We start from the raw sequence: 8,261 nt of genomic DNA on the forward strand, positions 1-8,261 counted from the left end.
CCGATGAGCCTCGCGCTGCGCTACGCCGCCCGCTCCGACCGCGGCCTGGTCCGCGGCAACAACCAGGACTCGGTCTACGCCGGGCCCCGGCTGCTGGCCGTGGCCGACGGCATGGGCGGGCACGCCGCGGGCGACGTCGCCAGCAAGGTCGTGATCGCCGCGCTCGAGCACCTCGACGACGACGCGCCCAGCGGCGACATGCTGCAGGCGCTGCGCGAGGCGGTCTTCGACGGCAGCGAGCACCTCCGCGAGGTCATCCGCGAGTCGCCGCAGCTGGAGGGCATGGGCACCACGCTCACCGCCGTCCTGTTCGCCGGCGGCCGGCTGGCGCTGTGCCACGTCGGCGACTCCCGCGCCTACCTGCTGCGCGACGGCGTCCTCACCCAGATCACGCACGACGACACGTTCGTGCAGACCCTCATCGACGACGGGCGGATCACGCCCGAGGAGGCCAACCACCACCCGCAGCGCTCGCTGCTGCTGCGGGCGCTCAACGGCCAGGACGTCGACCCCGACCTGTCGATGCGCGAGGCCCGCGCCGGCGACCGCTACCTGCTGTGCTCCGACGGCCTGTCCGGCGTGGTCAGCGAGGAGACGCTGGCCGAGGCGCTCAAGGACCCCGACCCGCAGTCGACCGCCGACCGGCTCGTCGAGCTGGCGCTGCGCAGCGGCGGCCCGGACAACATCACCGTGATCGTGGCCGACGTCGTCGAGGACTCCGGCACGGGCACCTCCATGGAGCCGGTGGTCGACGGCGCGGCCGGCAACAACCGCGGCCAGCGCGAGGTCGACCCCCGCTCGGCGGCCGGCCGGGCGGCGCTCGCCGACCCCCCGCCCCCTCCTCCGCCACCACCGACGAACAGCTCCACGGCCGCCGCTCCCCCCGACCGCCGCCGCCCTCGGCGGCGGCTGTTCGTCGCTGTGGGGACGGTTCTGGTCCTGGCGGCCGGCGCGATCGCCACCTGGCTGTGGGTGCTCACCCACTGGTTCGTGGGCGTCGCGGCCGCCGACGGCGGCGAGCGGGTCGCGGTCTACCGCGGCTTCGACACCGCCCTGCTCGGCCTGGACCTCTACCGGGTCGACGACGTCACCGACATCGCGCTCGACGACCTGTCCTCCTACGACCAGAACAGCGTGCGGCAGGGCATCGAGGCCAGCGACGCCGACGACGCGCAGCGCATCGTGGGCGACCTGCACGACGCGACCCTGCCGCCCTGCGACGCCGAACCCCCCACCCCCTCGGACGACGCTCCCCCGTCGGCCGAGGCCTCGCTGTCGCCGCTCCCTGACGGCGCGCTGCCCTCCCCGGACGCCGGGGCCCTGCCCTCCGGGTCGGCGACGGGCAGCAGCACCGAGGCCGCGCCGACGTCGGGCTCCCCGTCGTCGTCGCCCGAGCCGGGGGTGGACTGCCGGGAGGCGGAGTGATGGGCGGCCCCTCGACCGACCCGCGCGCCCCCGCGCCGGGCACGGTCCCGCCCCGGCGGCGCAACACCGAGCTCGCACTGCTCGGGTTCGCCGTCCTCATCACCCTCGCGGCGCAGTGCATCGTCGACGTCACTGTCACCGGCTCGCTGCGCGCGGACCTGCTGACCTTCGGCGGCTGGTTCACCGCCCTCTGGCTGGTCGTGCACCTCGTCGTCCGCCGGTTCGCGCCCTACGCCGACCCGCTGCTGCTGCCCGCGGTGGCGGTGCTCACCGGCCTCGGGCTGACGATGATCCACCGGCTCGACCTCGCCGGCCTGCAGGACGGCGAGGCCACCCGCGAGGACGCCCCGGTCCAGCTGCTGTGGGCGACCCTGGGCGTGGCGCTGTTCGTCGCCGTCGTCGTCGTGCTGCGCGACCACCGGCTGCTGTCCCGCTTCGCCTACACCCTCGGCCTGATCGGCCTGGTGCTGCTCGCGCTGCCCGCGGTGCTGCCCGCGTCGGTCTCCGAGGTCTACGGCGCCAAGATCTGGATCCGGGTCGCGGGCTTCAGCATCCAGCCCGGTGAGTTCGCCAAGATCTGCCTGATCGTCTTCTTCGCCGCCTACCTGGTCGACAAGCGCGACGTGCTGGCGCTGGCCAGCCGCCGGGTGATGGGCCTGGAGCTGCCGCGCGGCCGCGACCTCGGCCCGGTGCTGGTCGTCTGGGTCGTGTCGATCCTCGTGCTCGTCTTCGAGCGCGACCTGGGCAGCTCGCTGCTGCTGTTCGGCATCTTCGTGGTGATGCTCTACATCGCCACCGAGCGGGCGAGCTGGCTGCTCATCGGCCTGGGCCTGTTCGCCGGCGGCGCGTTCCTCGCCTACCAGCTCTTCGGCCACGTGCGGGTCCGCGTGGACACCTGGCTGGATCCCTTCGCCTACCGCGACGAGGGCGGCTACCAGCTGGTCCAGTCGCTGTTCGGCCTGGGCACCGGCGGGCTGTTCGGCGCCGGGCTCGGCGGCGGCCGCCCCGACCAGGTGCCGGTGGCCAAGAGCGACTTCATCGCCTCGGCGCTCGGCGAGGAGCTGGGCCTGTTCGGCCTGGTCGCCGTCATCGTCATCTACCTGGTGCTCGTCGAGCGCGGCCTGCGCACCTCCCTGATCGTGCGCGACGCCTTCGGCAAGCTCCTGGCCGGCGGCCTGGCCTTCGCCGTCGCCTGGCAGCTGTTCGTGGTCCTCGGCGGGGTCACCGGCCTGCTGCCGCTGACCGGGCTGACGACCCCGTTCGTCGCCTACGGCGGGTCCTCGCTGGTCGCCAACTTCGGGCTGGTCGCGATCCTGGTGCGGATCAGCGACGCCGCCCGCCGGCCGGCCACCCCGCCCGCTCCCCCCAAGGCCGCCTTCGGCGACGCCCCGACCGAGGTGGTGTCCACGTGAACGCGCCGCTGCGCCGGGTGGCGATCAGCGTCCTGGTGCTGTTCACCCTGCTCATCGTCAACGTCAACTACATCCAGGTCGTGCGCTCCGACGAGCTGCGCGAGGACCCGGGCAACACCCGCGTGCTCACCGAGGAGTACTCGCGCGAGCGCGGCTCGATCGTCGTCGACGGCACCGAGGTGGCCCTGTCGGTCCCCACCCAGGACACGCTCGAGTACCTGCGGCAGTACCCGCAGGGAGGCACGTACGCCGCGGTCACCGGCTACTACTCGCTGCTCTACAACAGCGCCCAGATGGAGCGCGCGGCCAACGACGTGCTCACCGGCTCCGACGCCCGGCTGTTCACCCGGCGGCTGGCCGACCTGTTCACCGGCCGCGACCCGGCCGGCGGCGACGTCGTCCTCACCCTGGACGCCCCCGTCCAGGAGGCCGCGATGGCCGGGCTCGAGGGCGTGACCGGCGCGGTCGTCGCGCTCGACCCGTCCACCGGCGCGGTGCTCGGCATGGCCAGCACGCCCACCTACGACCCCGGGCAGCTGTCCAGCCACGACCCCGCCGCCATCCGCGCCTACGCCGACCAGCTGGACGCGATGGAGACCGACCCGCGGCTGAACCGGGCGACCCAGGACAACTACCCGCCCGGCTCGATCTTCAAGGTGATCGTCTCGGCGGCCGCGCTGGCGACCGGCGAGTACACCCCGGACACCGTCGTCCCCGCCCCCGACCTGCTCACCCTGCCGGACACGTCGACGACGCTGGAGAACTTCAACGGGTCCTCCTGCAGCAGCAGCCAGGAGCAGTCGCTGATCGACGCACTGACCATCTCCTGCAACACCGCCTTCGCGCAGCTGGGCATCGACCTCGGCGAGGACCGCGTGCGGGAGATGGCCGAGGCGTTCGGGATGACCGGGGACGGCATCGAGATCCCGCTGGAGGTCGCCGGCAGCAGCGTCGGCGACATCGAGAGCGAGGCGGCGCTGGGCCAGAGCTCGATCGGCCAGCGCGACGTCCGGACCACCCCGCTGCAGGCGGCGATGATCGCCGCGGCCGTGGCCAACGACGGGACCCTGATGACCCCCTACCTCGTCGACCAGGTGCGCGCCCCCGACCTCACCGTCATCGACCGGTCGGACCCGGAGGAGTTCTCCCAGCCGGTCACGCCCGAGGTCGCCGACCAGCTCACCGAGATGATGGTCAGCGTCGTGGAGAACGGCAGCGGCCGGCGCGCGCAGGTGCCGGGTGTCGAGGTCGCGGGCAAGACCGGGACGGCGCAGAACGCCGGGCCCGACCACAACTGGTTCATCGGGTTCGCCCCGGCCGACGACCCGCGGATCGCCGTCGCGGTGTTCGTGGCGAACGGCGGGGGTACCGGCGGCGACGTCTCCGCCCCGATCGCGCGCGACGTGATCGAGGCCTACCTCGAGGGTCAGGGGGGCTGATGGCCCTGTCCACCGGCACCATCCTGGCCGGCCGCTACGAGATCACCGAGCCGATCGCCACGGGCGGCATGGGTGAGGTCTGGCGGGCGCGCGACCGTGTCCTGGACCGCGTCGTCGCCGCCAAGGTGCTGCGCAGCGAGTACATGGGCGACCCGAGCTTCGTCGCCCGGTTCCGCAACGAGGCGCGGCACACCGCGGCCCTGTCGCACCCCAACATCGCCTCGGTCTACGACTACGGCGAGACCAGCGCCGACGGCGGCAACGGCCAGTTGGCCTTCCTCGTCATGGAGCTGGTCGAGGGCAAGCCGCTGGTGACGATCCTCCACGAGGAGGGGCGGCTGCCGGTCGACTGGACGCTGCACGTCCTCGGCCAGGCCGCCGACGGCCTGTCGGCCGCGCACGCCGCCGGGGTGGTGCACCGCGACATCAAGCCGGGCAACCTCATCGTCCGGCCCGACGGCGTGGTGAAGCTGACCGACTTCGGCATCGCCCGCGCCCGCGACACCACGCCGCTGACCCGCACGGGCATGGTGGTCGGCACCGCGCAGTACCTGTCGCCGGAGCAGGCCCAGGGCATGGAGGTCACCGCCGCCTCCGACGTCTACTCCCTCGGCGTCGTCGGCTACGAGTGCCTCACCGGCGTGCGGCCGTTCGACGGCACCTCGCAGGTGGCCATCGCGCTGGCGCACATCAACCGCCCGCCGCCGCCCCTGCCCGGGGACATCCCGCCGCCGGTGCGGCTGCTCGTCGAGCGCGCGCTGGCCAAGGACCCGGCCGACCGGTTCACCGACGGCGCCGCCTTCGGCGCGGCGATCCGCTCGGTCGCCTCCGGCGGCTCGGCGCCCGGGACGTCGGCCACCGGGACGATGGCCGCGGCGCGGACCGAGGTCATCCCCGAGGTCGACGGCGAGGGCACCCGCGTCCTCGGCGGCCCGCTCACCGGGGCGGCCGCGGGCGCCGCGCTCGGCGCCGCGGCCGCCGGCCCGCGCACCGGGGGCCGGCACGCGGCCGGTGCGCGCAGCATGCCCCCGCTGCAGGGCCCGCCCGTCGACGGCGACGAGCAGCGGTGGGACGACGGCGCCGCGTCGCGCCGGGGCAGCCGCCGGTGGGTGTGGGTGCTGGTCTCCCTGCTGGTGGTCGCCGGGCTGGTCACCGGCGCCTGGCTGCTGCTGGGCGGCGGGGACGACCGCGACGGCACCACCGCCGGTCCCTCCGCGAGCACGTCCTCGGCCAGCGGCTCGGCCAGCGCGACGCAGCAGCTGGTCAACATCCCCGCCGCGTCGCAGTACATCGGCGCGGATGCCGACGACGTGCAGGCCGAGCTGGAGGAGGCCGGCCTCGAGGTGACCCGGGCCGACGCCGACGCCGACCAGCTGGCGGCCGCGGGCGTCGAGCTCCGCGCCGGCGACGTCGCCGCCGTCGACCCCAACGGCATCCCGGTCCCCCGCGGCTCCACCGTCACCCTGTACGTGGCTCAGGAGGACTACACCCCGGAGCAGGAGCCCGAGGACACCGGCGACGACTCCGGCGGCCAGGACGACGGCGGCTCCGGCGACGAGGACACCCCCGCGCCGACCACCACCACCCAGGCGCCCGCACCGACCACCACCACCCAGGCGCCCGCACCGACCACCACGACGCAGGCGCCCGAGCCGACGACGGACAGCCCGCCGGTGACCCAGCCCGGCACCACCGCACCGCCGCCGCCGGTGACCGAGCCGACGGTCAGCGAGGAGGCCGGGGCCTCGACGAACGGGCAGGGCCTGCAGCCGCCCGGCGCCGCGAACGTGGTCGCCCAGGACCCGCCGGCGTGACGCCGCTCCCTCGCGCCGCCCGGGACCGGGCGGCGTCGCCCGTTAGGGTGACCGCCGGAACCGGGCGCGCTCCCGGCGTTCCCTGCTGCCCGGGGACGCCCGCGACCCACCAGAGCACCGCCCGAGAGGACCACGCATGACCACCCCCCAGGTGCTCGGCGAGCGCTACGAGATCGGCGGGGTGCTCGGCCGCGGCGGGATGGCGGAGGTGCACCGCGGGCGCGACCTGCGGCTGGGCCGCGAGGTGGCGGTCAAGGTGCTGCGCAGCGACCTGGCCCGCGACCCCTCGTTCCAGGTGCGCTTCCGGCGGGAGGCGCAGGCGGCGGCCTCGCTGAACCACCCGTCGATCGTCGCGGTGTACGACACCGGCGAGGACCGGACGACCAGCGGCGCGACGCCGTACATCGTCATGGAGTACGTCGAGGGCGAGACGCTGCGCGACGTGCTGCGCCGCGAGGGTGTGCTGCAGCCGGAGCGGGCGATGAGCCTGGCCGCCGACATCTGCGCCGCCCTGGACTTCAGCCACCGCAACGGCATCGTGCACCGCGACGTGAAGCCCGGGAACGTCATGATCACGCCCCAGGGGACCGTCAAGGTGATGGACTTCGGCATCGCCCGGGCGGTGTCGGACTCGGCCGCCACGATGACCTCGACCGCCGCGGTCATCGGCACCGCGCAGTACCTCTCCCCCGAGCAGGCCCGCGGCGAGGCCGTCGACGCCCGCTCGGACGTCTACTCCCTGGGCTGCCTGCTCTACGAGCTGGTCTGCGGCGCACCGCCGTTCACCGGCGACTCGCCGGTCTCGGTCGCCTACCAGCACGTGCGCGAGGACCCGCGGCTGCCGTCCTCGATCAACCCGGCCGTGCCGCCGGAGCTCGACGCCATCCTCATGAAGGCGATGAGCAAGAACCCGGCGAACCGGTACCAGTCGGCCGCCGAGATGCGCAACGACCTGCTCCGGGCCCTGGCCGGTCAGCGGGTCGAGGCCACCCCGGTCATGGGCGACGAGGAGAAGACCACCATCCTCGGCGCCGCGCCCGCGTACGGCGACGGCGGCTGGGACGACGAGGACGCGGTCGCCCGCCGGCGCAGGCGCAACCGGGTGGTCGCGCTCGTCGTCGGCGCGCTGGTGCTCATCGGCGCCGTCGTCGGGGTGGCGCTGCTGGTCGACAGCGGTGACGAGGAGCAGCCCCCGGCCGCCGCGCAGGTGACCGTGCCCGCGGGGCTGGTCGGGCAGCAGGAGGCCGACGCCCGGGCCGCCATCGAGGCGGCCGGCCTGACCGTCGCCGAGCAGGTGACCCAGCAGCAGGTCTCGGACGAGACCCAGGTGGGCACGGTGCTCGACACCGACCCCGACAGCGGCGCGCAGGTCGAGGAGGGCAGCGAGGTCGCCCTGACCGTCGGCGTCGCCCCGGACACGGTGACCGTGCCGCAGGTGGTCGACCTCGACGAGGACCGGGCCCGCACGGCGCTGGAGAACGCCGGCTTCGAGGGCAACGTGAACTCCGACCAGGTCGACTCCCTCGCCGAGGAGGGCACCGTCGTCGCGGTCGACCCCGAGGAGGGGACCGCGGTCGCCCCGGACACCACCGTGACGCTGTCGGTCTCCGACGGCACGGACGAGGTCCCGGACGTGGCCGGCCAGCTCCAGGAGGCCGCCCAGGAGGCGCTGCGGAGCGCGGGCTTCACCAACCTGACCGTGACCGAGGTCGACTCCGCCGAGCCCGCCGGCACCGTCGTCGGGACGAACCCGGCCGCCGGCCAGCAGGCGTCCGCCGGCCAGCCGATCACCCTGCAGGTGTCCGGCGGCGCCGCAGAGGTCACCGTGCCGACGACGATCGTGGGGCAGACCGAGGGGCAGGCCCGGCAGACGCTGGCCGCCGCCGGTTTCACCGGGACGATCTCGGTGCAGGACACCGAGGCCGACCCCGGCCAGGCCGACGGCACCGTGGTCGGCAGCAACCCGCAGCCCGGCCAGACGGTGGCGCCGGACGGCACCGTCACCCTGCTGGTCGCCCGCGAGACGGCGACGCCGACGACGGGCAGCCCCGCCCCCGGCGGCCTGGACGGCGACCCGAGCACCCCCATCTGAGCGACCGCGGTCGAGACAGCGGGGGGCGCCCCCGCGGCGGGGGGGCGCCCCAAGCTCGGCCGGCGCAACACGCCGGCGG

At 74.9% G+C, this 8,261-nt stretch carries 5 protein-coding genes; all 5 read left to right on the top strand.

The genetic code is table 11. The annotated features are described in order from the left end of the window. Window positions 1-3 precede the first annotated feature (3 nt). The 5 genes from ACI79L_RS08015 (at window position 4) to pknB (ending at window position 8,182) form a co-directional block, all read left to right on the top strand. On the top strand, window positions 4-1,425 hold the full coding sequence (locus tag ACI79L_RS08015) for a PP2C family protein-serine/threonine phosphatase (RefSeq protein ID WP_456936267.1): 1,422 nt from the start codon (window positions 4-6) through the stop codon (window positions 1,423-1,425). Beyond that, window positions 1,425-2,837 carry an FtsW/RodA/SpoVE family cell cycle protein gene (locus ACI79L_RS08020; protein WP_456936268.1) on the top strand — a complete coding sequence of 471 codons (1,413 nt, stop codon included), beginning with the start codon at window positions 1,425-1,427 and terminating at the stop codon, window positions 2,835-2,837. Before ACI79L_RS08015 ends, ACI79L_RS08020 begins: the two co-directional genes overlap by 1 nt. Next, a complete protein-coding gene (locus ACI79L_RS08025) occupies window positions 2,834-4,276 on the top strand; it encodes a peptidoglycan D,D-transpeptidase FtsI family protein (protein WP_456936269.1) in 1,443 nt (480 codons plus the stop codon). Before ACI79L_RS08020 ends, ACI79L_RS08025 begins: the two co-directional genes overlap by 4 nt. Then, on the top strand, window positions 4,276-6,090 hold the full coding sequence (locus ACI79L_RS08030; protein WP_456936270.1) for a protein kinase domain-containing protein: 1,815 nt from the start codon (window positions 4,276-4,278) through the stop codon (window positions 6,088-6,090). Before ACI79L_RS08025 ends, ACI79L_RS08030 begins: the two co-directional genes overlap by 1 nt. Before the next feature lie 136 nt (window positions 6,091-6,226). Next, the gene (gene pknB / locus ACI79L_RS08035) at window positions 6,227-8,182 is read left to right on the top strand and encodes a Stk1 family PASTA domain-containing Ser/Thr kinase (RefSeq protein ID WP_456936271.1); all 1,956 of its coding nucleotides are present in this window, start codon (window positions 6,227-6,229) and stop codon (window positions 8,180-8,182) included. The last annotated feature ends 79 nt before the right edge of the window (window positions 8,183-8,261 follow it).

The sequence above is a fragment of the Geodermatophilus sp. SYSU D00684 genome (assembly GCF_054050455.1).